Source organism: Hyphomonas sp. TMED31 (genome assembly GCF_002172815.1).
In the GTDB taxonomy this organism is placed as follows: domain Bacteria; phylum Pseudomonadota; class Alphaproteobacteria; order Caulobacterales; family Hyphomonadaceae; genus Hyphomonas; species Hyphomonas atlantica.
Genome location: NZ_NHCK01000014.1, coordinates 83225 through 105720 on the forward strand (window position 1 = coordinate 83225; position 22496 = coordinate 105720).

Below are 22496 nucleotides of genomic sequence, written 5' to 3' on the forward strand. Positions count from 1 at the left end.
CAAAAAGGGCTTTTCGACAATCGATAAATTCACGTCGCGCAGAGAATTCGGAATTTGTGATTTCGTTAACGATTGGTCAGCCCGTCNCTGCGACAGTGAACCTTCCGGAGCAAAATGCCATGACCCAGACTTTCGCCCTGCTCGACCGCGCGCACCTTGATGCCATGACAGGCGGTGACACCGCCCTCGCCAAGGAAGTCNTCGAGATATTCCGGGAACANGCNGAAATCTGGTCCCGCATGCTCGATCCTCAAGCCGAAACCACTCAATGGGCGGACGCAGCGCATACGCTCAAAGGGGCNAGCCTCGGGATTGGTGCAATCCGCCTGGCTGCCAAATGCGAAACGGCAGAAAAGGCCGGCCGGTCAGACACCCCGCCAAGCGTTACGGCAGCAGCTGTCATGCTGGGAGAAATCAAGGATGTGCTCGGTGATACGCTNGAAGAAGTCGCGCAGCTTCTCTACGATTATACGTCGCCGCCGCGCCGCGTGTCGTAGCTTCCGAATTCATAGGCGATGCAGCGCTCAATCAACTTTCGCCAGACCGGTTCGGCAATCGCCGGCGACAGGCCAGCGCCTTGGCAAGCCGCTTTCACCTTTGCAACAACATCCTCNATNCGNTCNGCGTCATAGACTTTCGAACGGTCTGGCTTGATACGCGCNGCCGCGTCCATGAAAGACTGGCGCTCGGCGAGGATCTCCACNAGCAGGCGATCAATCCGGTCAATTTCATAGCGCACATCGGCCATNGTCTCGGCCGTNTCGGACGTNTGACGGCGCTGATCGGATGTATAAGTGGTCATGCGGTGTCTGCCCCAATGAGAAGTGGCTTCGCGCATATATGACCCCACGCCCTGCCGCAACAAAGCAGCTGCGACGAAGCGCCCCCGGCTTTGATGCGCTCACGAAAAAGGGGCCACCGGGAAGGATGGCCCCCTGATCTGGCGATATCGCCTTGCTAGCGTGTGCTGCGCCACGATTCCAGGATACGCGCGGCCCATTCACGACCACCCCAACCAAAGGCAATGGCGAATGCACCGGCTCCGCCGATCACCATCCATTTGGCCACATCCAGAATGAACACGCCGCCGGTCGGATCGAGCCCCATGCGCGAAATGCCGAGAATGACCGACAGGACAATGATGATCCATTTCATCACACGAGCGGTGACGTCCGTTGCCCCTGCCCCGGTGGAATCCATNGCNGAGCTGACCAGACGGGCGATGAACACACCCGCAAAGATGATCAGAGCGCCAAAAATGATCTGCACGCCCATGTCGAGCACGACATTCATCGCATAGGTCAGCGATTCAATCCCGAGCACATTGAGCGCTGCCACAAGGCCAAGCAGAACAATCAGAAACATGCTGACACGCGCGATAACGGTGCTGGCGGTCAGGCCACTGTCAGCGCCTTTCAACAGGCCAAGTTCCGAGACGGCGGAATCGACACCGGTGCCCGGCAAGGTCTTCAGCACGAGATTGGANACAAACCGCCCGATCAGCACGAAGATTGCGAGAATNACNCCTGCTGCAAGCACATTCGGAATGATGCCGATAATGTCCGTCAGCAGCGCATTAGCTGGCGCGGAGATCGCCTCGATGGCGAGGACATCGAAGGCCATGATCGCACCGATGATGATCAACACCGCGAAGGCGACAGAGGCGACAATACCGGAAATGTTCACTCGTCCTGTCGCGAGGCCAAACCGTTCCGGCATACCGTCACCGAAAACCAGCACGGCCTTCAAGGTTTCACGCACAACGTTGGCGATGATCAGGAAAATACCGAAGATAAGCGCCGCGCCGATCACGTTCGGCAGGTAGGACAGGATGGGATCAATAACCCCATGCAAGGCGCTGGAAATCTGTGTTGCACCGGCGATGGCAAGCGCCTGCATCAGGCCGATCAGGATCGTCACCCAGAAGGCCGCCTGGGCCANGCTGGTGCCAAGCGATTTGCTGTCACTGGTCGCNGTGGATTCGTTTGCCTTTTTGGCAAGGCCNGTGCGGTCAATCGCGGCTGCAATCAACCAGCGGACGATGAATGCGCCGATGATGAAAGCAATCATCACCAGTGCAGCCTTCAGGAGCTGAGGCCCGTAGGTCTGCGCCTGGTCGACTGTNTTTCGCCAGAATTCTTCCATGTGATTAGTCCCCTTTTGTTTGTGTTGTGCCTGTTACGGCTCAAGCAAATACGCGTCGGGGAGCTTCTGGTTGCGTGCGTCCTTATCCGTTCGGGTCAAACAAGTGAGCCCCACACATGCCCATCGCCTCCATTCTGCGCGCTCATATNAGGGCAAGAANTACGTCCCATTTCGCCCCGAGAGCACGCCTCAGCGTAGCCTTTTTGATACGTAGCGGCAAATGAACGTGAAATAACAAGGCGTTGGGAGAGCGTTCAATCAAACCGCCTTATACCCCAACATGTGTTGCGACGCGTAACAAATGCAACACGTCGCAGGCGGTGGGGATATGCCTTCAGGCAGGTCTGCGATCAGGGGACTGACGCGAAGGGGCAGGTGCAGAAATGCATCTGCCCTCTTTTGTATTCGAAACACGNNTTCCGCCCGAACTCCCAATTTTCCGATTGCGACATGTTCCGCCCNACACTAACAGTTANAATNTAACNATTGNAGCATCCGCCATGTCTACTGATTTCGATCCGCTGGTCACTTTTGGACCAGACCATGCCGCAACCTATGATGACCGGTTCAAGGCGCTGCATGGCATCAAGGACATGATCCATCTGGCGCTGGAATCCACATTCGCAAACCTTCCAGAGACTGCACACCTTCTCATCGCCGGGGCGGGCACGGGCGCGGAAGTGCGCCACTTGGCCCCCCTCTTCCCGAACTGGCGCTTCACGCTCGTGGATCCGGCCTCTGCCATGCTGGAGATTGCAAAGCGCCATGCCGAAGCAGAGGGCTTCGCCGACCGATGCACGTTTCACGCGACCTATGTGTCGGAGGTCGATGCCGGTAACTTCGATGCTGCCACCAGCCTGCTGGTGTCGCATTTCGTGCAGCAGGCCGACGCGCGAACTGACTATTTCCGCTCCATCGCAGATCGGCTGAAACCGGGCGCCCCGATGCTCAATGCCGATCTCTGCGCGGATCAATCAGGCGCGGAGTTCGAGACCCTGATGAAATTCTGGCAGGGAATGATGGCCAAGGCCGGCATGACGCCAGAAGGCCAGGAACAGTACGCAAAGAGTTTCGGAACCATCTTTGCGTGCCACGGCCCATCAGACGTTGAAGCCATGATCGAGACGGCAGGATTCATCCCGCCCGTACAATGCGTACAGGCGGGACTGATCAAGGGTTGGCTGACCGCGAAGGCCTAGACTTCGAGAAGCATGCGCTCTGGATCTTCCAGGGCTTCCTTGACGCGGACGAGGAAGGTCACAGCCTCCTTACCGTCGACGATCCGGTGGTCATAGGACAGCGCCAGATACATCATCGGGCGGATTTTGACTTCGCCATTGATGGCCACAGGGCGCTGTTCGATCCGGTGCATGCCGAGCACGCCGGATTGTGGGGGGTTCAGGATTGGCGTGGACATGAGCGAGCCATAGATGCCGCCATTCGAAATGGTGAATGTGCCGCCCTGCATATCGCCAATGGTCAGCGAGCCGTCGCGGGCGCGCTTGCCAAGATCGGCGATATACTTCTCGATACCGGCGAGCGACAAATCGTCAGAGTCCCGAACTACAGGAACCACAAGGCCCTTGTCCGTACCAACGGCTACGCCGATATCGTAATAGTTCTTGTAGATGATGTCCGTGCCATCAATCTCGGCATTCACGGCCGGAACTTCCTTCAGCGCGTTGACACACGCCTTCACGAAGAAGCTCATGAAGCCCAGCTTGATGCCGTGCTTGGCCACGAAGGCTTCCTGGTGCTTCTTCCGCAAATCCATGATGGCGCCCATGTCGACATCATTGAACGTCGTCAGCATGGCGGCAGTGTCCTGCGCCTCTTTCAGACGGCGTGCGATGGTCTGGCGCAGACGCGTCATGCGAACACGCTCTTCACGCGGACCAATATCCCGAGGAGCCTTCGCTTCGGCAGGTGCCGCAGCCGCCTTCGGCGCGCTGTTTACATAGTTCATGGCATCGGCCTTGGTTGCACGACCGTCGCGGCCAGTGCCTGGAATATCAGCCGGGTTCACACCAGCTTCAGCGGAAATACGGCGTACGGACGGCGCGACAGGACGTTCGCCCGTTGCGGCTGGCGCAGAGGTCGACGCGGCGGGTGCAGATGCGGCTGGCGCAGCAGCCGGTGCAGAGCCGCCAGCGCTGATGCGGGCAATGACGGAGCCCGGCGTGACAGAGTCGCCTTCGCCCACCAGCAGTTCGGCCAGAACACCATCAGCTGGTGCTGGCACTTCGAGTGCAACCTTGTCGGTTTCGATCTCAGCGATGGTCTCGTCTTTCTTCACAGCATCGCCAGGGGCCTTCAGGAAGGTCGACAGCGTACCTTCGGCAACGCTTTCGCCCATTGTCGGCACTTCAACATCGACCAGTTCGCCCTTGTCGTCCTTGCCCGGAACGCCGCCGGGCTCTTTCGGACCGCCATGCTCCGGCAAGGCTTCAGCGGCAGTGCTGGCAGCTGCGCCATTCCCACCGGAGAGCTTGCCGAGAAGCGCGCCGATCTCGACCGTGTCACCTTCCTTGGCGACGATTTCGGACAAGACGCCATCTTCGGTGGCGGACACTTCAACAGACACTTTGTCTGTTTCGAGTTCGACGAGCACTTCATCTTTCTTCACCGCGTCGCCAGCGGCCTTCAGCCATTGGCCGACGGTGGCTTCGGTGATGCTCTCGCCGAGGGTAGGCACTGTGATATCGGTCATGAAATCAGTCCGTTCGTAGTCATCAAATTCAGCTGGCGACGATATTGTCGTCGACGGGGTCTTTTCCAAGTGCGGTCGAAATCAGCGCGTCCTGCTCGGCCTTGTGCTTGGACAAAAGACCGGTTGCCGTAGCCGCCGATGGCGGACGACCCGCATAGGATGGCCGTGTGTGCTGCATGCCTGCCTGATTGGCGCACCATTCCAGCTCGTCGCGGATGAAGGTCCAGCCACCCATATTGCGCGGCTCTTCCTGGCACCAGACAATCTCGGCCTGCGGGAAGCGTTTCAGCTCTTGGATCAGCGACTTGCGCGGAACCGGATAGAACTGCTCCACCCGCAGCAGGTAGACATCATCCTCACCGCTCTCTTCGCGCGCTTCGAACAGGTCGTAATAGACCTTGCCCGAACACAGAACGACGCGGCGGACCTTGTTGTCCTTCACAAGCTTCACCTTGCCTTCGCGGCCCGGCGTTTCGGCGTCATCCCAAAGAATGCGGTGGAATGAGGATTTTGTGCTCATGTCATCCAGGCTGGACGTGGCCAGCTTGTGACGCAGAAGAGATTTCGGCGTCATGATGATCAGCGGCTTGCGGAAATCACGATGGATCTGGCGACGCAGGGCGTGGAAATAGTTCGCCGGGGTCGTCAGGTTACAGACTTGCCAATTGTCCTCAGCGCACATCTGCAGGAAGCGTTCGAGGCGCGCGGAGGAGTGCTCCGGCCCCTGACCTTCATAGCCATGCGGCAGCAGAACGACGAGACCGGACATACGCAGCCATTTACGCTCTGCAGAGGAAATGAACTGGTCGAAGAAGACCTGCGCACCATTGGAGAAGTCACCGAACTGGGCTTCCCACATGGTCAGCGTGTTCGGGTCTGCCAGAGAATATCCGTACTCGTACCCAAGCACAGCCTCTTCCGACAGAAGCGAATCGATCACCTCGTAATTGGCCTGCGTGTCGCTGATATTGTTCAGCGGCGTATAGCGGTCGCCATTGGTCTGGTCGATAATGTGGCTGTGGCGCTGAGAGAATGTCCCGCGACCGCAATCCTGACCGGAGAGGCGAACCGGGAAACCTTCGTCAAGCAGGGTTGCGAACGCCAGGTGCTCTGCCGTCGCCCAATCGAGGCCCTTCCCTTTCGAGATGGCACTGGCCCGCGCATCAATGACCCGCGCCAGCGTCCTGTGAATGTCGACGCCTTCCGGAATGGTCGTGATGGTCTGGCCAATCGTCTGCATGCGTTTCTTGGAAACGCCGGTCTTGCCGCGACGCTCGTCATCGTCCGGCAGGCCAAGGCCCTTCCATTCGCCATCCAGCCAGTCGGCTTTCTTGGCTTCGAACGTTTTGCCCGCTTCAAACTCGCGGTCGAGATAGGCTTCGAAATCAGCGACCTGCTGCTCTATCTGTTCCGCCGTCAGAACACCTTCCTTCACAAGGCGCTCGGCGTAGATTTCGCGCGTCGAGGCATGGCCCTTGATCTTGGTGTACATGACCGGCTGGGTGAACATGGGCTCGTCGCCCTCATTGTGCCCGAAGCGACGGTAGCAGAACATGTCGATGACGACGTCCTTGCCGAATTTCTGGCGATACTCAGTGGCCACTTTGGCAGCATAGGTGACCGCTTCCGGGTCATCACCATTCACATGGAAGATCGGCGTCTGCACCATCAGCGCAACATCGGTCGGATATGGTGAGGACCGCGAATAGATCGGGCTGGTTGTGAAGCCGATCTGGTTGTTCACGATGAAGTGGATCGTACCGCCTGTGCGATAGCCTTGCAGACCGGACAGCGCGAAACACTCAGACACCACGCCCTGCCCCGCAAACGCCGCATCCCCATGCAGCAACAACGGCAGAACAGTCGACCGGTCCAGCGTGCCGCTTTCCCGGTGCAGCATTTCCTGCTTGGAGCGCGACTTGCCGAGCACCACCGGATCCACCGCTTCAAGGTGGGACGGGTTGGCGTTCATCGACAGGTGAACTTCATTGCCGTCAAATTCGCGGTCAGACGAGGCGCCGAGATGGTACTTCACGTCGCCGGAGCCGAACTCGCCGGCACCTTGCGTGTTACCGCCCTGGAATTCGTGGAAGATCTGCTCGTAGGGCTTGCCCATCACGGCTGCGAGCATGTTCAGGCGGCCACGGTGCGGCATGCCAACAACAATCTCGCGCACGCCCAGCGCACCACCGCGCTTGATGATCTGTTCCAGCGCCGGAACCGCTGCCTCACCACCGTCCAGACCGAAACGTTTCGTGCCCGGATAGCGTTTGTGCAGGAAGCGTTCGAACGTTTCCGCCTCGATCAGCTTGGCGAGGATCGCCTTCTTGCCTTGCTCGGTGAAGGCGACGCCCTTGTCCGGCCCTTCGATACGCTCCTGCAGCCAGGCTTTCTCTTCCGGATCGGAAATGTGCATGAACTCGATGCCGATGGTCGAGCAATAGGTCCGCTTCAGAATGTCGAGCATCTCGCTGACGGACGCATGGTCTAGCCCGAGATAGCCGTCGATGAAGATCTTGCGATCCATATCAGCCGGGCCAAAGCCATAGCTGGCCGGGTCCAGTTCCGGCTGTTTTTCCGGAATATCCAGCGACAGCGGATCAAGCTGCGCCGCCAAATGACCCCTCATCCGATAGGCGCGGATCATCATGATGGCGCGGATCGAATCCTTGACGTTCTGCGCGATTTCCTCGGCAGAGGCGGCCGGTTTGGCGGATTTCAGCTTTTTCTCGAGCTTCGGCTCGACCAGCGCCCAGTTGCCGTCAAAGGCAGCAACCTGTTCGTCACTGACCGGACGGGGCCAGTCGCCGCGCTTCCAGCTCGCACCATCCGCATTCTTCGCGGCGTCTGCCGAATCATCGTTGAGCTCCGCAAAGAAGGCGCGCCAGCTCTCGGGAACTGACGCGGGGTTCTTTGCATAGGCTGCCTGCATCTGTTCCAGCCACATGGCTGAACCACCATACAGGAATGCTGTTTCCAGCATTGCGCTGTTACCTGCGCTGCGTGAGCCGTCTACCGGGCTGCCGTCATCTGCCATTTTTCAATCCGTCCTTTGGGACCTGTCCCCTGACATTAAGGAACAAAATACTTGCCCGGTTCCTACCGGGACTGAGGTTCTCTAGGACGGCCTGTGCGGGGACAGATGCTGGCCTCGCCAGACTGGCCCGGACGGGCCGTCCTGGCTGTATGTGTGCTTTCGGGCTAGCCCTTCAACACTTCGACCATGGTCGTCCCGAGACGCGCTGGTGACGGGGAGACACGAATACCTGCCTCTTCCATCGCCGCGATCTTGCTCTCGGCATCGCCCTGACCGCCTGACACGATAGCACCGGCATGGCCCATTGTGCGCCCTTTCGGTGCAGTCCGACCCGCAATAAAGCCAACCATCGGTTTTTTCCGGCCTTTCTTGGCCTCATCGATCAGGAATTGCGCAGCTTCTTCTTCGGCTGTGCCACCAATCTCGCCGATCATGATGATCGACTGGGTCTCGTCGTCGGACAGGAACATGTCCAGCACGTCGATGAATTCGGTGCCCTTGACCGGGTCGCCGCCGATACCAACCGCGGAGGTCTGGCCAAGGCCCGCCTGAGAGGTNTGGTACACGGCTTCATAGGTCAGCGTTCCGGAGCGNGAAACAACGCCGACTGAGCCCTTCTGGAAGATCTTGCCCGGCATGATGCCGATCTTGCACTGTTCCGGCGTCAGCAGGCCGGGGCAGTTCGGCCCGATCAGGCGGGAGCTGGACTTGTCCAGTTTTGCCTTCACGCGAACCATATCGAGAACNGGCACGCCTTCGGTGATGCAGACGATCAGCGGAATTTCCGCNTCGATGGCNTCTTCAATGGCCGCAGCAGCGCCNGCTGGCGGCACNTAGATNACNGAGGCNGTTGCGNCTGTGGCTTCCTTGGCTTCNCCCGCATTCGCGAANATCGGCAGCTCNGCGCCATTGTCGGCAGCCCATTTCTGGCCAGCCTTCTTCGGGTGGGTACCGGCCACCATCTGGGTGCCGAAATATTCCAGCGCCTGNTTGGTGTGGAAAGAGCCCGTATTGCCGGTCAGGCCCTGGACGATGACTTTGGTATTCTTGTCGATGAGAATGGACATGTTTCCTTAGGCCTCTTTAACAGCGGCAACAATTTTCTGGGCGGCGTCGTCGAGGTCATCGGCAGGGATGACGTTCAGGCCGGAATTCTTGATGATTTCCTTGCCCATCTCGACGTTCGTACCTTCAAGGCGAACAACCAGCGGCACAGCGAGGTTGGTTTCCTTCACCGCGGCGATCACGCCCTCGGCGATGACGTCACATTTCATGATGCCGCCGAAGATGTTCACGAGGATGCCCTTCACGTTCGGGTCCTTCATGATGATCTTGAAAGCCGCAGCAACTTTCTCGGCATTGGCGCCGCCGCCGACGTCACAGAAGTTTGCAGGCTCTTCACCGTACAGCTTGATGATGTCCATCGTCGCCATGGCGAGGCCAGCGCCGTTGACCATGCAACCGATCGTGCCGTCGAGCGCGATGTATGCGAGATCCCACTCGGAAGCTTCGATCTCTTTCTCGTCTTCCTCGGTCGTGTCGCGCAGNTCNACNATGTCCGGGTGGCGGAACAGTGCGTTGCCGTCAAAGCTGACCTTGGCGTCGAGAACGCGAAGGTGGCCATTTTCCATCACGATCAGCGGATTGATCTCCAGCATGGCCATGTCCTTCTCGGTGAAGGCCTTGTAGAGGATCGGGAACAGTTTCATGCCGTCTTCGCGGGCTGCGCCGTCCAGCTTCAGCGCGTCGCACAGCTGCGCCGCATCCGCATCGGTCACGCCCGTGGTCGGGTCGATCGGAAGCGTCAGGATTTTCTCTGGCGTTTCGTGNGCAACTTCCTCNATGTCCATGCCGCCTTCAGTAGAGGCAACAAAGGCCGGACGGCCCGTGGCGCGNTCAACGAGAAGGGACAGGTAGAGTTCGCGGTCAATGTCGGCGCCGTCTTCGATGTAGAGGCGGTTGACCTGCTTGCCTTCAGCGCTGGTCTGCGCGGTGACAAGGTGATGGCCGAGCATCGCCTTGGCGTGCTCCAGAACTTCCTCTTTCGAGAAGGCGAGGCGAACACCGCCCTTTTCGCCAGCAGCGTCTTCGATGAACTTGCCCTTGCCGCGACCACCTGCGTGGATTTGGGACTTCACAACCCAGAGCGGCCCCGGCAGCGTATCAACCGCCTTCTGCACGTCATCAAGAGAAAGAACGGGNACGCCTTCTGCCACTGGAGCGCCGAAAGATTTCAGCACGGCCTTGGCCTGGTATTCGTGTATGTTCATGGAAACTTGCCTTGTCTGCCCTGGCTTGCGGTAAGGGGCNAGCCTCTGCCAGCCCGTTTAATTCGTCCGGGCTATATAACAGGCTTGGCAGGCCCGTAAACCAGCTGAGTACTCAAGTCTGGACTCAGGCTTCTGGCTCGCGCTCCGCATTCCGGGGGTCGAGCTCCACGCTGGCCAGAGGTGTCGGCAGGATGGGGCTCCAGTCTTCCTGTTCGTGCTCCTCCGGCGCGGCCCGTGCGGAAACGCGCCAGACCATGACAAACGCCAGCAGGATCAGCAGCAGTCCGGACCATCCAAAGAGGCCCGTCGCGCCTGCAGTTCGCATGGCAACACCAGACAAAAGCGGCCCCATGATGGATCCGCCGGCCCAGATGAACAGNAGGCTGGACATGACNTGCGGGATCTTGTGCTTCGGGGTTCGGTCGATCGCATGCGCGACGCACAAGCCGTAGAAGGTCATGGCGCCGCCGCCCCAAACGACCAGNACCATCATCACGCCGGGCTCTCCNAANCTGCGGCCGAATATCGCGATCACCATTGCAGCAAGGCCCGAAATTCCACACAGGAGCGCGATTACAAGACGCCGTTCGATTCGGTCCGACAGCCGCCCAGCGGGCCATTGCACGANCAAGCCGCCGAACCAGACCGCTGCCAGGGCGATCGCGGCTGCCGCCGTCCCTCCCCCACCAATNGCNAAGCCNTCGAAATAGATCGGCAACAGGGCCAGCGTTCCCGTGTTCACCACGCCGGCNAGCGCCACACCNATNACNGCAGCGGGCGCAAGGCGATAGAGCCGCCCNAGCGGCATGGCCGTGCGGTCTCGCGTTTCGGGCTGCACCTGGCGCGTCAGGCATACGGGGACCAACGCCAGCGTCAGGAACAGCGCGGCCCAGCTATAGGCGCGGCTGTCCAGGGGCGAGAGCCCGGCCACGAAGAACGGGCCGATCATGAGAGAGAGCTTTGCGCCCGTATGGTAGATGCCCATCACATTTCCGCGCGACTTTTCCGGCACGGTCTGGCCCAGCCAGCTTTCGACGCTGGTAAACATGTANGCAAACCCGACGCCCTGTACGATGCGTACGATGGCCCAGAANCCCGGTTCGTACCAAAGCGACAGCGCGATCGACCCCGCAGACGTCACCGCGGCGGCCGCCGCAAACAGGCGGATGTTTCCGAATGAGGCGAGCGCCGCCGGAGAGGTCCACGCCCCCAGCATGAAGCCCGCCGCGTAAAGCCCGGCAATGGCACCGATNTATTGCGGCGCCGTGCCGAGCGCCTCCAGCCCGAGCGGGGTGAGCATGCTCATGAGCCCGCCAGCAATCTGCAGGATCATCACCGCAAGGATGAGCGTAAAGACACTGCGGGTTTCGGACATGTTACAAGGCGGCCTTTCTGATGCCGCGTGGCATAGCTACCGGAATTTGGCCTTTGTTTGGCGAACCGTCTCGCCGGCCGCATTTTTTATCTCCAGCGCGACTTCGCCCTGAGCCCAGTCGATGCCGATGGCACCGTAATTCTCTGGCGGGAACCCTTCACCAATCTGCGTCGGGTCCATCTCGTCACTCGTTTCCGCAAACGACACGTTCATCGAGGACGCGGTCAGCTCATATGCCGGATAAGGCAGTGCCGTTTCGCTGCGATANAGGAAAGATGTGTGGCGGTCGCCGGACACAAACACGACGCCATTGGCCNCTGTCTCNCCNATCAGATCGTANAGGCGCTGCTGCTCANNCGGCANGCGNGACCAGGCNTCCCAGCCATGNGCCTCGGTNGGCAGCACCTGNATNGANGANACGATCAGGCGCANATCNGCNGGCTTCTGAAGCTGGTTTTCCAGCCAGGTCCACTGGTCATTGCCCAGCATGTCCTGTTTGGGNTCAGTGGATGGCAGNTAACGCTCCTTGCCTTTGGCGCCATAGGCATCTGTTGGCGTCAACGCCGAGCGAAAGAAACGCGTATCCAGCATGATGATTTGCGTGCGCTGACCCTCCTGCCCGAAACTGCGCGCGTAATAGGTGCCCGGCCATGCGCCGACATCCTTGTTCTCAAGTCCCCAGAAGCGTTCATGAATGCGCTCTGCGAGACGGCGGAACGGGAACTCCCGCCCGGCATCGTTTGCGCCATAATCATGATCGTCCCATGCCACCATCATCGGGTGGGAGGCGCGTACCGCCTGGAAATCTTCCCGCGCGGCCAGTTCGGCAAAGCTCTCGCGCAGCTCGTCCAGATCGGCCTGATTGTTGGCATAGGCCATGCCATCCTTGTCGCCATACACATTGTCGCCGATCATCAGGAACAGGTCGGCTTCTTCCGAGGCGATCTGTTCAAGCGTGGCGGTCGGCCCGGCCTCTTCCTCATCATGGCAGGAGCCAACAAGAATTCGCGACAAGGCCGTGTCCTGTGCTGGAAGGGGCATTCCTTGCGGCGCGCGTGGATAGAACTCATCCGGCAGGGTTCGGTAATAAGCCTCCAGTGCATCTTCCGCACTGTCCGGCGCGCGCGTAATGCCGGGTATCGTGATCGGCCCCGGTGCCTGACATGCGGCGAGACCTGCAACAAGTACAGCACTGACAATACGTTTCATGAAAACCCCTCCAAGGCACCTCTACCTGTTTCTTGTGTAGCGGGCTTTGGAGGGGGCTGTAAGGGGTTATCCGGCTCAGGCAGCGAAGAATATGGACCACATCATCCGGCCAGGCAGGAAGGTGAACATGCCGGCCACCAACATGCCGCCGGTAAACATGCCCGTCATATGCTTGCGGTGGCGGGCGATGTCTTTCCGGCGCGCCGCCGCGATGCCCATCGGCAGGCCGATCAATGCCCAGGCTGACAGACCGTGGATCCAGCTGAACTGGTTCCCGTTCAGGCCTGTCAGGAAGAAAGACGTGATCGCCGTGACCGCCATGGCCACCACCCATGTGTAACCGAGGCGCTTGTGCAGCCGCCTGCCCTTCACGCCCATCATCAGGGCCGTCCCGATGCCAAAGGCTGCGAGCGCCCCGCCAACATGAAGCTTAAGCACAAGAGAAGCCTCGACCAGCCGCGTCGCATCGAAGCGGAAACGGATCGGTGGATTGTCCGCACCGTTCAGGATCATCCAGCTGACAAGCGCATAGATCCCGAGCGCGACCAATATGATCGTGCGGTTGCTGATCCGCCCCGGCGAAAGACGGATCAGTTTGGAAGGCAGGGCAATGGAAGGGCTTTTCATGGCGTGTCGTTCCTCTCGTCCGGCCTAGCGCAGCGTGATGGTCTGGGTCGCGCCATCCGCCGTCACGTCGAAGGCAGCGCTATCAAAGCTGGGCGGTCCGAAGCTGACCGGCGCGTCATTGGAAAAGCCATAGGGCTCGACCGGAATGCCATACTCGCCGAGCGCCAGTTCGCCATCGCCATCCACATCGTGGAACAGTTTCACGCCATAGCGGCCCGGCTCCAGATCACCGAACACAATCGTCAGGGCGGCATCTTCAACGGCCTGCTTCGCGCCCTGGTACGCCTCATGGCCGGCCCAGCCGTCTTCCGTGAACAGGGCGACAAACATCGTGCCCGTCGGGGCCGTGACGCCTTCGACCTTCACGGTCAGCTCGGCAGCCGAGGCGCTCGCCGGAAGCAGGGCAGCAACAGAAAGCAATGCGACAAGGGTGTGGTTGAGTTTCATTTCATCTCTCCTTAGGGTCTGGGGCGTCTCGCCCCGTTGCGGGTGATGAAAACAGGATGGAAAGCCCGGCCGGGGCACGCCACGCAGATTACGCGGACGGACTGGAATCCTTCGCCAAATAACGGCACATCCTTTCACGAAGCGCGAAATGCACGGGGTCATACGGGATGGCATCAGCCCTCAAGGACATCACACGGACACTTGGCATCGTCACCCTGCTCGCCGCCGGGTTCACATGGTTCGGTGTCTATGGCACCGGCGGCCCGGTATGGCTGAGATTTGCCATGTGGTTCGTCACCATGATGGTTGGCGCGATCTCGTCTTTCTGGATTGTGCCGTTCGTGTTCCACAGGCACCTGAAAACCGCCCATCCAGCCATCCGCATCCTGGCCGCGTCCATTCTGCTGGCCGTTCCGGTGACCCTGACGCTTGAAGTGTTTCTCTTGCTGATCGGCGCTAACGCGGCCCTGCCCTACCTGCCGATTCAGTTTGCCTATGTCTGGGCGGTCTGCCTCGTCATGACGATCGGTGGCTTTCTCATGGATCGCGCCCGTCGTCTGGCAGAGCTGGAAGACGCTGAGCCGGAAGACCGCGTTGCCGGCTTTCTCCAGCGCCTGCCGGTGAAATATCGCGGCGCTGATCTCTGGGCGATCTCTTCAGAAGATCACTATCTTCGCGTCCATACGGACCGGGGCGAAGAGATGATCCTGATGCGCCTGGCCGACGCGATCCGCGAACTCGGCGAAGACAATGGGCTACAGACGCACCGCTCCTGGTGGGTGTCGCATCAGGGCGTCAGCGATGCGCGCCGCGCCAATGGCAAGCTGGTCCTTGTCCTGAAATCGGGCCGCGAAGTTCCCGTGTCGCGCACCTATCAGCCAGACGTCCGCGCCGCCGGGCTCGCTTAGCTCTGGCTGCGGTAGCCTAAAGCGGCGCGGTACCACGTCTTTTGTTACAGCTCGCATGCGCAAGCTGGAGATTGTCGATCTCGTCCGACCCATGATGTGCGCGTGGAATGACGTGATCGAACGTCGGTCGCCACTTCTTCCACAACGTCGAATGATCCAGTTCTGCCCGGCTGCGCGGCATGGGCTTGCCGCACAAGGCGCATAGTCCATTCTGCCTCTCCCACAAGCGCCGGAATTGCGGCGTATCCGGTGGGGAGAAGGACTGGCTCACAGCCCTGCTGGAACGTCCCAGCCGCGGCGCGCGCAGGCGGCAAGCACCGTATTGCGCAGCAGGCAGGCAATCGTCATCGGCCCGACACCGCCCGGCACTGGCGTAATGTATCCCGCAACTTCCGCACTGCCGGCATAATCGGCATCGCCGACCAGTTTGGTCTTGCCTTCGCCCTTCTCTGGGGCATCGACGCGGTTGATACCCACATCGATAATGGTGGCGCCGGGCTTGACCCAATCGGCCTTCACCATTTCCGGACGGCCCACAGCGGGCACCAGAATGTCCGCCTCACGGCACATCGCCGGCAGATCCTTCGTGCGGCTGTGCGCGATGGTGACCGTGCAATTCTCTGCCAGGAACAATAGCGCCGCAGGCTTGCCTACCAGGATCGAGCGACCAATCACGACAACATGCTTGCCGGACAGATCCTCACCCAGCGCGCGCTTGGCCAGGATCACACACCCCGTCGGCGTACACGGGCGCAGGCCCGGCTTGCCCAGAACGAGCCGCCCGGCTGACACTTCTGTCAGGCCATCCACATCCTTGTCCGGCGCAATCTTTTCAATCGCGGCATCGGCGTCGAGCCCCTTCGGCAAGGGCAACTGCAGCAGGATACCATCGACGGTGTCATCTGCATTCAGCTCAGCGATCAGGTTTTCGACATCAGACTGGCTGGCCGTGTCCGGCAGGCGGTGATGCACCGACACCATGCCCGCCTCTTCCGTCTGGCGAATCTTGTTGCGCACATAGACTTGGCTGGCCGGGTCCTCGCCCACCAGCACAACTGCCAGCGAAGGCTGGCCCGGCAACTGGCTCACTGCCTGTGCCACACTCGCGCGGACATCCGCCGCAACCGCTTTACCGTCAATTTTCTGCGCGCTCATTGCCCTGATCCCCGGCCAGTTTCGCCGCCAGTTCCGGCGGCCCATCAATGTCGAGGCCTTTTAGCCGGTTCTTCGCGCCCGTCACCACCCTGACCGCAGACTTTGGCAGGCCAAGCCATTTCGCGACCAGTTTCTCAACCGCCGCATTGGCCTTGCCGCCTTCCGGCACGGCGCGCACACGCACTTTCAGATAGGACCGCCCCGCAGCGTCCGTCTCCCAATTCTCCACCCGGTCCGCCGATGCATTCGGCTGCACGCGAACCGTCAGGCGATGCATCAAGTCAGAACGGCACCACGCCATAGCCATAGCGGGCGATGACGCGTTCGAGGAAGAAGATGATGAGCAACACGACCATTGGCGTCAGGTCCAGTCCGCCCATCGGCGGCAAGATGTTGCGGATCGGGCGGTAGACTGGCTCGGTGATGTTCTGAAGTCCGACCCAGATGCTGCGCACGGTTGGGTTCTGAATGCTCAGCACATTGAAACTGACGAGCCAGGACATCACCGCCTGAATGACGATGATGAACGTGGCGATCCGCAGGATGATCATAACAAGGTCAAGAATGGCGGCCATGAGGCGACGCTCCGATAATTTCAGTTGTTGCCATCACTTAGGGTGATGCCCCTACTGTGCGCAAGGTGCTGTGTCTGGCTTTGCCAGTCAAAGCCGTTTTCCGTTTGGCAAGGCGGGCAAATACAAATAGATATATCAATTGTCAGGGGAGCCCGCCTAGATGACGCAATCGGAAACGCCGCTGTTACCTCTCAGCGGATTGCAAAAGGCGATGATCGGCATTGCCATGATCGCCATGGGCGCCGGCATGAGCATCAATTTTGTTGTCGTCGCCCCGCTCGCGCGCAAGGCAGGCCTGACGGAAATCGAAGTGGCCGGCATTCTCACCCTGTCGGCCGCCATTTACGCCCTGATGATCCCGACCTGGGGGCGCTGGGCGGACCGGTTTGGCCGCAAACGCGTGATGATTTTCTCATTGGCGGCAATGGGCATGACAAACATGTTGTTCGTCTTCGCGCTGAACGCCGCCCTGGCGGGAATCATCACCGGCCTGACAGCTTTCCTGACCCTCGTCTTTGTGCGCCTCTGGTTCGGGCTGCTGTCTCCCGGCCTGCAGCCTGCCGCGATGGCCGCCATGACAGATGCAACCACGTCGATTGATCGCGCAGGCGGGCTGGGCATGCTGGGCGCCTGCATCAGCATCGGCTCCATTCTCGGACCAGCTGGCGCCACGGCGCTCGCGCCGTTTGGGGCCCTGATGCCGATCTGGGGAACAATTGCGCTGAACCTTGCGGTCGCCGCCATGCTGGCAGTGGCCCTGCCGCCAACTCGCAAGCGACCCAAATCCGCCAAACGCCCGACACCGCTTGCGATGCGAGACCCACGCGTCTTCCCGCACCTCGTCTTCCTGTTCAGCTATTTCGTCGCCATCGGCATCGTGCAGCAGACCCTCAGCTGGTTCATTGAGGACCGCTATAAATTCGTGGACACCGCAACCCGCAGCGCTGACGAAGCCATCGTCCTGCATACCGGGATTGCCTTTGCCTGTTTCGCGGCAGGTATGATCACGGTCCAGTTCGGCTATGTTCANCCGCGCAAGCCCGANCCGCGCAAGATCCTGCCCATCGGATTGGCCATTGTGGCGCTCGGCTATGTCTGCGCGGACCTGGTGTTTCCATTCTGGGCCGTTGCGGCCAGCTTCNTGGCAGTTGGTGGCGGCGCAGCACTGGCNGTGCCTGCCGCCAACGCCTTGGGCAGCTTGTCGGTCACGCGCGAAGAACAGGGCTCTGCCGCTGCACTCCTGGCCGCGGCGCCGCCAGCGGGGTTCATCTTCGGCCCCCTNATCGGGGCAATACTGTACTCATTCATGCCGGAACTCCCGCTATACGTGTCAGCGGCGCTGATCGGGTCATTGGCCGTCTACGCGCTGTTGGTGACGTCGAAACGTCCCGTCACACCATCGTGAAGGCATTCAGCTTGTTGCCATCCGGATCCCGGAAATAGGCCGCATAGAAACCATCANCCCCGCGCGGGCCGGGCGCACCNTCATCCACACCGCCATTGGCGAGCGCGATCTCGTAAAGCCTGCGAACCTGGTCTGCATCTTTCGCCTGCAGGGCCACCATCGAGCCATTGCCAATNGTGGCGGGCTGGCCATCAAACGGCAATGTTGCCGCCACGCCCGGTGCGCCGCCCTGCTCGCCCCAGGCGATAAACGTATCGAATTCCATCATCCGCCCNACGCCCAGCTCAGCTGCAATCGGGTCGTAGAATTTCGCGGCGCGTGTGAGGTCCGCGACCCCAAGAGTTACATAACCAATCATCTGCCTCTCCCATCTCAAGAACAGGAATAGAACATAACGTGAACTTTTGGGAACGGCAATGGTGTTTCCGTGTTTACCTCAAGAATTTTCCGCGACAGGCGGACTCGGCATTGCGCGGCGTGCCGAAGGAGACCCCGTCAAATGACAATTCATCGCCAGATACCTGCGCCGCCCCCTCCAGCACGACATCCTCCGGCGTCTGGTTGCCAGATTCTATCTCGAAGGAAACCGCGCCCGTGTCAGCATCGTAGGTGTAGCTGCCCCAGTAATCTTTGTAGGCCTCAAAGGGCGTCCAGGTGACGGAGAAGTCTCCGCTACCGGTAAAGACCAGTTCCTGCACCGCGCTGCCCGGTGCGCAGGAACCGCTGTCCTGTCGCCACCGCCCGACAAGGGGATTGTCCGCCGCGCGGTACACATCAACCAGGCCAATCAGGCCATGCCCGTTATATGTCGCGGTCAGATGTATCCGCGTGCCCGCCTCAGCGCCTTCCGCGATTTCAGCGAGCGCCAGGCCGTTATCTGTCCGCGTAAGGTTGACCGCGCCGTCTGGATGGGCGCTGACGTCATCCACACAACCCGCTGGCAAGGGATTGAAGCCGCCCGGCATATCCGTCCAGTAAGGTGACAGGCCAATTTTCTGGCCCGGCTCGGCAGACACCGGCGACATCCAGAAGAAATAGGCTGCCTCGCCCACATCCGGACAGGCCTCCCCGCTCAGTGTGGCCTGTGCCGGATCCATCTCTGCAATGGCGACGCCGTCGTCACTCTGACACCCGGCCAAGGCAACCATCACGCCCGCGCACAACAATTTCAGCTTCATCCGGAATTACCCCTCGTTTCCGGAGACCAGCCTACATTGCCGAAATGCCGCCATCCACCTTCAATTCGATCCCGGTGACGAGTTTGGACTCATCCGATGCGAGATAGAGCACGGCATAGGCGATATCGTCAGGCTCCCCCACCTTGCCGAGCGGGATCTGGCGGCCGAGCTTGGCGAGGGCTTCTTCCTCACCGAACATTTCCTTGGTGCGGTCCAGGATCGGCGTGTTGATGAAGACCGGATGCACGGAATTACACCGGATCTGGCCGCCGGTCGACTTGGCGCAATGCAGCGCGATGGATTTGGAGATGTGGCGCACCGCCGCCTTNGCCGTGTTGTAGGAAACATAGTTCCCGCTGGCGATGATTCCGGCAATCGACGAGATATTGATGATCGAGCCGAGGCCGTGATCGCGCATCATCGGGATTGCNTATTTGCAGCCGAGAAAGATCGAATCCACGTCCACGGTCTGGACGTGTTTGAAGGTCTCATAGTCCTCATCCTCGACCGAGCCGAGCGAACCGATACCGGCATTGTTGACCAGCACGTTGAGGCCGCCCATCGCGTCATAGGCGCCTTTCAGGACTTCCTGCCAGCGGTCGCCATCGGTGACGTCATGCTGGTAGGCGAAGGCCGTGCCTGCGCCGTGTTCTTCATTGATGGAGGCCGCGACGGCTTCGGCGCCGGCGCCATTGATATCGGTCACGGTGACCTTGGCGCCTTCGCGCGCGAACATGCGGGCCGTGGCCTCGCCAAGCCCCTGCGCGCCGCCCGTGATGAATGCTTTCTTTCCGTCTACCCGGCCCATGCTGATCTCCTCCGCAGTGTCTGATTTGGCATATCCGTATCAGCGCACTCGAAACCGGACCAGCTTGACCTTGCGGGAAGCGATCATCCCGCCATTTGTTCAGACAAGTTTCGCGACCAGTTCATCCATGAACCGGGCCAGTTCGACGTCCTTTTCAGACACACCGTCCACATCATGCGTCGTCAGCGTGACCTCGATCTTGTTGTAGACGTTGAACCATTCGGGATGGTGGTCCATCTGCTCGGCCTTCAGCGCCACGGCGGACATGAAGCCCCACGCCGTCTTGAAGTCGCCCAGCTTGTAGGTTTTCTGGATCGTGTCGCGGTCTTCGTCGCCCTTGGTCCATCCACTCAGTTTCGCGAGCGCGGCCTCTGCGCCAATCTTGCCTGACATGTCCTAGTCCTCCTCGGTTTCGCCCATGACGAAATAGACCCAGCGCCCATTGCCGGCGATCGCCGTGCGCATGCCGGGATAGCCTTCGCCCTGGCGTATCCGTTCAATCCCCTCTTCGCCGATCAGTTCCATCAGCCGGCGGCGATCCTGGAAGGACAGCTTTTCCGGAATCAGGTCGCTGGCATCCCGCGCGGCAAGATCCGGCCAGACGAACCAGACCTCGCCATCAATCTCGCGCATGCCGGGCGGCAGGTCGAACAGCTCTCTCAGGCTGCGATTCGGATCGGCCCCGATGCGGCGCATCAGATCCCAGTATTGGCGGTGCGGGGTGCCTCCCAGATTGGAGACGAACCCGTCATTTGCGTTCGCCACTCGCGACAGACGCGACAGTGACCCGGCCCTGGCGTGCGACAGCAATTCATCGCGCGTCTTTTCGGCTTCTTCTGTCAACACGACAGGTTTCGGCGCCTGCGGGGCTTGGGTCAGCGACTGGTCCGGCACTGGCGGGCGCTCAGGTTCGGCCGCAGGTGAGCAGGCGACAAGCAAGGCCGCCCCCACCGCCGCAAGAAGCGCGCTAGGCCAGTTCATATCCCGTAACGGCCTGAAGGTCTGACAGCAATTGGTCTTCATTGAGCACCTTGATCGTTGTCATGCCCATGTCGCGGGCGGGTTTCAGATTATGCCCCAGATCATCAAGATAGACACAATCCGCCGGGTCAACATCCAAGGCCTCGCACATCAGGGAATAGATGCGCGGGTCCGGCTTGCGGATGCCGAGCTTGGAACTCTCGATCACATGATCGAACATGTCGAACACTTTGGAAACTTCGCGGGCCTTGGCCTCGTCATTGGTCATCGAGGCCCCCTTCCCGACGGGCGCATTATTGGTAATGCAGCCAACCTTGCCTTTCGTCTTGCACACGGTCAGCGCATTGACGACACGCGGGCGCAGCGAGCCGGACAGCAGGGCCAGCACTTCGCCGCCGGGCACTTCATGCCCCATCGCCTTTGATTCCTCGCGGAACATGCCGTCGAATTCCTCGGCGCTGACCAGGCTCTGCTCCAGCTTGGCCCAGGCATTGTCCAGCGGGTTGGTCGCGTTGACGGTGCGGATGAAATCCTTTGGCAGGCCACGCTCGGCCTCGTAGCGGGTAAAGGCATCGAAGGGAGAGGTCGTGAACACGCCCCCGAAATCCCAGATCACGGCTTTGAATGTCTTTGTCATGCCAGCACCTGTAACCGCCCCGGCGACGATTTCAAACCTTGAACATTGCGGGCCGGGTTCTAGGGTGGCGGCGATTGCAACACATAAAGGGAGTTTCGTCTGATGGGCGTACTGGAAGGCAAAGTGGTCCTGGTGACCGGAGGCGGCAACGGGATCGGCAAGGAGACCGCCCTGCTGGCGGCGCGCGAAGGCGCAAAAGTGGTCGTGAACGATCTGGGCGGCAGCCTGACCGGCGCCGATGAAGGCAGTGCCGGCCCGGCTGAAACCGTGGCACAGGAAATCCGCGCAGCCGGTGGTGAGGCCGTCTCAAACTCCGACAGTGTCACCGACATGAAAGCCGTGGAAGGCATGATCGAACAAGCCAAGGACGAGTTCGGCGATCTGCATTCCATCATCAACCCGGCCGGTATCCTGCGGGACGGCATGTTCCACAAGATGAGTGAAGATGACTGGGACAGCGTGATCGACGTGCACCTGCGCGGTACATTCAACGTCACCCGCGCGGCCATCGAAATGTTTCGCGAACGCGAGGATGGCAACTTTGTCCTGTTCACCTCCACATCCGGCCTGATCGGCAATATCGGCCAGGCAAACTATGCCGCCGCCAAGATGGGCATTGTCGGCCTGTCGCGCATCATCGCGATGGAAGGCGCACGCAAGAATGTCCGCTCCAACGTCATCGCACCCTTCGCATGGACCCGCATGATTGCCTCCATCCCGGTCAAGGATGAAGCAGGCGCAGAGCGCGTCGAGCGCATGAAGAATGGCATGCGCGCTGACCAGGTTGCCCAGCTGGCCGTGGCCCTGTGCGCCGACAAGGCCAAGGACACATCCGGCCAGATCTTTGCCGTGCGCGGCAATGAGGTCGTGCTGTTCGACCAGCCCCGTCCGGTCAAGTCTCTGGCCCGTCTGGAAGGCTGGACACCGGAAAGCCTGCTCGATCAGGCCCTGCCAGCCATGAAGGCCAACTTCTTCGACATGGGCGCGTCTGCCAGCGTCTTCCCATACGATCCGGTCTAGGCAGATACA

Annotated in this window: 25 protein-coding genes; 6 read left to right on the forward strand and 19 right to left on the reverse strand. The window is 60.4% G+C overall.

All coding sequences use genetic code 11. From position 1 onward, the window contains the following. Positions 1 to 119 precede the first annotated feature (119 nt). Complete coding sequence (locus CBB91_RS02185; RefSeq protein WP_273011592.1) at positions 120 to 497, forward strand: Hpt domain-containing protein; 378 nt, start codon at positions 120 to 122, stop codon at positions 495 to 497. Here CBB91_RS02185 and CBB91_RS02190 read toward each other — a convergent pair. Beyond that, on the reverse strand, positions 467 to 802 hold the full coding sequence (locus CBB91_RS02190) for a chorismate mutase (protein WP_273011594.1): 336 nt from the start codon (positions 800 to 802) through the stop codon (positions 467 to 469). The genes CBB91_RS02185 and CBB91_RS02190 overlap by 31 nt on opposite strands. A 155-nt stretch (positions 803 to 957) precedes the next feature. After that, complete coding sequence (locus tag CBB91_RS02195) at positions 958 to 2145, reverse strand: mechanosensitive ion channel (protein ID WP_273011596.1); 1188 nt, start codon at positions 2143 to 2145, stop codon at positions 958 to 960. Positions 2146 to 2645: 500 nt separating this feature from the next. On the opposite strand from CBB91_RS02195, the gene CBB91_RS02200 reads away from it, so the two are divergent. After that, complete coding sequence (locus CBB91_RS02200) at positions 2646 to 3344, forward strand: class I SAM-dependent methyltransferase (RefSeq protein WP_273011598.1); 699 nt, start codon at positions 2646 to 2648, stop codon at positions 3342 to 3344. Here the strand turns inward: CBB91_RS02200 and odhB are convergent. The 8 genes from odhB to CBB91_RS02240 form a co-directional block, all read right to left on the reverse strand. After that, positions 3341 to 4855 carry a 2-oxoglutarate dehydrogenase complex dihydrolipoyllysine-residue succinyltransferase gene (odhB, locus tag CBB91_RS02205; RefSeq protein ID WP_273011600.1) on the reverse strand — a complete coding sequence of 505 codons (1515 nt, stop codon included), beginning with the start codon at positions 4853 to 4855 and terminating at the stop codon, positions 3341 to 3343. The two genes, CBB91_RS02200 and odhB, sit on opposite strands and share 4 nt — an antisense overlap. A 28-nt stretch (positions 4856 to 4883) precedes the next feature. Beyond that, the gene (locus tag CBB91_RS02210; protein ID WP_035547181.1) at positions 4884 to 7892 is read right to left on the reverse strand and encodes a 2-oxoglutarate dehydrogenase E1 component; all 3009 of its coding nucleotides are present in this window, start codon (positions 7890 to 7892) and stop codon (positions 4884 to 4886) included. Positions 7893 to 8056: 164 nt separating this feature from the next. After that, a complete protein-coding gene (gene sucD, locus CBB91_RS02215; protein WP_273011602.1) occupies positions 8057 to 8959 on the reverse strand; it encodes a succinate--CoA ligase subunit alpha in 903 nt (300 codons plus the stop codon). A gap of 6 nt (positions 8960 to 8965) precedes the next feature. Beyond that, the gene (sucC, locus tag CBB91_RS02220) at positions 8966 to 10162 is read right to left on the reverse strand and encodes an ADP-forming succinate--CoA ligase subunit beta (RefSeq protein WP_273011604.1); all 1197 of its coding nucleotides are present in this window, start codon (positions 10160 to 10162) and stop codon (positions 8966 to 8968) included. A gap of 124 nt (positions 10163 to 10286) precedes the next feature. Beyond that, positions 10287 to 11537 (reverse strand): MFS transporter, encoded by a 1251-nt coding sequence (locus CBB91_RS02225; protein ID WP_273011606.1) that lies wholly within the window; start codon positions 11535 to 11537, stop codon positions 10287 to 10289. Between the two features lie 36 nt (positions 11538 to 11573). After that, positions 11574 to 12746, reverse strand: coding sequence for an alkaline phosphatase D family protein (locus CBB91_RS02230; RefSeq protein ID WP_273011607.1), 1173 nt, complete (start codon positions 12744 to 12746; stop codon positions 11574 to 11576). A gap of 75 nt (positions 12747 to 12821) precedes the next feature. Then, positions 12822 to 13373 carry a DUF2306 domain-containing protein gene (locus tag CBB91_RS02235; RefSeq protein WP_273011608.1) on the reverse strand — a complete coding sequence of 184 codons (552 nt, stop codon included), beginning with the start codon at positions 13371 to 13373 and terminating at the stop codon, positions 12822 to 12824. A gap of 24 nt (positions 13374 to 13397) precedes the next feature. Continuing rightward, positions 13398 to 13820, reverse strand: a complete 423-nt coding sequence (locus CBB91_RS02240) for a DUF2141 domain-containing protein (protein ID WP_273011610.1) — start codon at positions 13818 to 13820, stop codon at positions 13398 to 13400. 167 nt (positions 13821 to 13987) lie between these two features. Between CBB91_RS02240 and CBB91_RS02245 the strand changes: the two genes are divergently transcribed. Both CBB91_RS02245 and CBB91_RS02250 read left to right on the forward strand, forming a co-directional pair. Next, entirely contained in the window at positions 13988 to 14728 is a 741-nt protein-coding gene (locus tag CBB91_RS02245; RefSeq protein WP_273011613.1) for a LytTR family DNA-binding domain-containing protein, read from the forward strand. Positions 14729 to 14783: 55 nt separating this feature from the next. Then, the gene (locus tag CBB91_RS02250; protein ID WP_345906705.1) at positions 14784 to 14933 is read left to right on the forward strand and encodes a hypothetical protein; all 150 of its coding nucleotides are present in this window, start codon (positions 14784 to 14786) and stop codon (positions 14931 to 14933) included. A 62-nt stretch (positions 14934 to 14995) separates the two neighbouring features. On the opposite strand, the gene folD is transcribed toward CBB91_RS02250, so the two are convergent. From folD to CBB91_RS02265, 3 genes are read right to left on the reverse strand one after another with little or no spacing between them, the layout of a single operon-like run. Next, the gene (gene folD / locus CBB91_RS02255) at positions 14996 to 15883 is read right to left on the reverse strand and encodes a bifunctional methylenetetrahydrofolate dehydrogenase/methenyltetrahydrofolate cyclohydrolase FolD (RefSeq protein WP_273011616.1); all 888 of its coding nucleotides are present in this window, start codon (positions 15881 to 15883) and stop codon (positions 14996 to 14998) included. Then, positions 15864 to 16184 (reverse strand): DUF167 family protein, encoded by a 321-nt coding sequence (locus CBB91_RS02260; RefSeq protein ID WP_345906706.1) that lies wholly within the window; start codon positions 16182 to 16184, stop codon positions 15864 to 15866. The genes folD and CBB91_RS02260 overlap by 20 nt, the downstream gene beginning before the upstream one ends. Further along, positions 16165 to 16458 carry a YggT family protein gene (locus tag CBB91_RS02265; protein ID WP_035547204.1) on the reverse strand — a complete coding sequence of 98 codons (294 nt, stop codon included), beginning with the start codon at positions 16456 to 16458 and terminating at the stop codon, positions 16165 to 16167. Before CBB91_RS02265 ends, CBB91_RS02260 begins: the two co-directional genes overlap by 20 nt. A gap of 160 nt (positions 16459 to 16618) precedes the next feature. Here CBB91_RS02265 and CBB91_RS02270 point away from each other — a divergent pair, with 160 nt between their 5' ends. Continuing rightward, complete coding sequence (locus CBB91_RS02270; RefSeq protein ID WP_273011622.1) at positions 16619 to 17863, forward strand: MFS transporter; 1245 nt, start codon at positions 16619 to 16621, stop codon at positions 17861 to 17863. Here CBB91_RS02270 and CBB91_RS02275 read toward each other — a convergent pair. The 6 genes from CBB91_RS02275 to CBB91_RS02300 all read right to left on the reverse strand — a co-directional run bounded on the left by CBB91_RS02275 (position 17850) and on the right by CBB91_RS02300 (position 21467). Continuing rightward, on the reverse strand, positions 17850 to 18221 hold the full coding sequence (locus CBB91_RS02275; protein ID WP_273011625.1) for a VOC family protein: 372 nt from the start codon (positions 18219 to 18221) through the stop codon (positions 17850 to 17852). The two genes, CBB91_RS02270 and CBB91_RS02275, sit on opposite strands and share 14 nt — an antisense overlap. 73 nt (positions 18222 to 18294) lie before the next feature. Further along, positions 18295 to 19041 (reverse strand): hypothetical protein, encoded by a 747-nt coding sequence (locus CBB91_RS02280; RefSeq protein ID WP_273011627.1) that lies wholly within the window; start codon positions 19039 to 19041, stop codon positions 18295 to 18297. 31 nt (positions 19042 to 19072) lie between these two features. After that, complete coding sequence (locus CBB91_RS02285) at positions 19073 to 19849, reverse strand: SDR family oxidoreductase (RefSeq protein ID WP_273011629.1); 777 nt, start codon at positions 19847 to 19849, stop codon at positions 19073 to 19075. 99 nt (positions 19850 to 19948) lie between these two features. After that, positions 19949 to 20242: a 4a-hydroxytetrahydrobiopterin dehydratase gene (locus CBB91_RS02290; protein WP_035547215.1), complete on the reverse strand. Its 294-nt coding sequence runs from the start codon at positions 20240 to 20242 to the stop codon at positions 19949 to 19951. A 3-nt stretch (positions 20243 to 20245) separates the two neighbouring features. Beyond that, positions 20246 to 20830, reverse strand: coding sequence for a hypothetical protein (locus tag CBB91_RS02295; RefSeq protein ID WP_035547219.1), 585 nt, complete (start codon positions 20828 to 20830; stop codon positions 20246 to 20248). Further along, on the reverse strand, positions 20817 to 21467 hold the full coding sequence (locus CBB91_RS02300; protein ID WP_035547221.1) for an HAD-IA family hydrolase: 651 nt from the start codon (positions 21465 to 21467) through the stop codon (positions 20817 to 20819). Before CBB91_RS02300 ends, CBB91_RS02295 begins: the two co-directional genes overlap by 14 nt. Before the next feature lie 102 nt (positions 21468 to 21569). Between CBB91_RS02300 and CBB91_RS02305 the strand changes: the two genes are divergently transcribed. Beyond that, on the forward strand, positions 21570 to 22487 hold the full coding sequence (locus CBB91_RS02305; RefSeq protein WP_272982725.1) for an SDR family NAD(P)-dependent oxidoreductase: 918 nt from the start codon (positions 21570 to 21572) through the stop codon (positions 22485 to 22487). The last annotated feature ends 9 nt before the right edge of the window (positions 22488 to 22496 follow it).